The organism is Flavonifractor sp. DFI.6.63, assembly GCF_024462255.1.
Lineage (GTDB): Bacteria > Bacillota > Clostridia > Oscillospirales > Oscillospiraceae > Lawsonibacter_A > Lawsonibacter_A hominis.
In genome coordinates this window covers 1-1,300 of the sequence record NZ_JANGBE010000074.1, presented here as the reverse complement: position 1 = coordinate 1,300, position 1,300 = coordinate 1, and the positions used below count along the sequence as shown (strand labels likewise).

The following is a 1,300-nucleotide window of genomic DNA, read 5'->3' as shown; positions in this document are numbered from 1 at the left end:
AAATCAAGTGGTTTCGCAGAATCGCCACCAGATATGACAAGTCGGATGCTTCCTTCCTGGCCTTTGTGTATCTTGCCTCCATCGCTGTTTTGTTGCTTTAGCACAATCTCCACCTTTTTTCAAACAAGCCCTAGGCTCGAATGGGCGACTTTTCATGTTCCCTACGCTTGATCTGTGCCTTGGAACCGGTGGAATTGCGCTTGCTCTGGGAAGGGTGGCTGTCACCATAGATGACCTGCTCCTCGCCAGTCAGAAGATTGGCCGTCATGCAGACGTCATGCTCGTTGACAGCTGTTACTTCCAGCGTGTGCACAAGCCCGCTCTCGTGGTCAACGCCTACATGTGCCTTGTAGCCAAAGTACCATGTGCTACCCTTCTTGGCAGAATGGGCATCCGGATCCCGTTTTTTCTCCTTGTTCCTGGTTGGGGATGGTGACTCAATAAAAGTAGAATCCCCAATCGTCCCCTGTTAGAGAATGAGGTTGCGTTCGGTCAGAAGAGCCACGACCTGCGCGAACAGACGCTGCTGCAGATTGTTTTCAATCAACAGATTTCGAAAGCGCCCCAATATGTCTCCATCCGGAACCTGGTTACTGGATTCAACACCACAGAAATCGGAAAAGGCGCGGCTGTCGATCACTTCAGAAACAGTCGCCATGTCCGAAAGATTATACAGATTCTGAACCAGGTAGATGCGAAGCATTCGTTCCAGGTCGTAGAGCTTGTTGTCGCGCTCCCCCTTATAATAGCATGGACGAATCAGTTGTATCCGTTCTCCCTACGGAACGATGCGGTCAATTTTTGCGAGAAACTCTTTTCTCGTAGTACGCACTTGAGCAAGCTCATCGCCCAGGGCTGACAGACTCATTTGTTTATCCATGTATTATATTACATTGGTAGTGTTAAGGATTGAACCTGGTCAAAGGGGATTACCATATAAAAGTCTATAATTCTTCGCAAAAAATGACTTCTTATAAAGCATAAAATAACCCCCGACCATCCCAGAGCTGAAACTTCAATGCTCTGGACGGCGGGAGCTTTTTGTTACAAACGTCGAGTTGTTGTGAGTTATGACGAATTCCGAAAAGTTGTAATTATAGTTTTGATCTTGCGAATAGTAGCAGCGAAAGGGCGTAAAATATTTTTAAAGTAGCGATTTCTTTAAAATGACATTAGGGTTTGTTTGAAAAAAGGTGGAGATTGTGCTAAAGCAACAAAACAGCGATGGAGGCAAGATACACAAAGGCCAGGAAGGAAGCATCCGACTTGTCATATCTGGTGGCGATTCTGCGAAACCACT

Annotated in this window: 1 pseudogene; it reads right to left on the bottom strand. The window is 46.5% G+C overall.

Features of this window, described 5'->3' with window-relative positions:
* Nucleotides 1-133: 133 nt before the first annotated feature.
* Nucleotides 134-868, bottom strand: a pseudogene (locus NE547_RS17890) (IS5 family transposase); the annotation flags it as partial.
* Nucleotides 869-1,300: the final 432 nt, after the last annotated feature.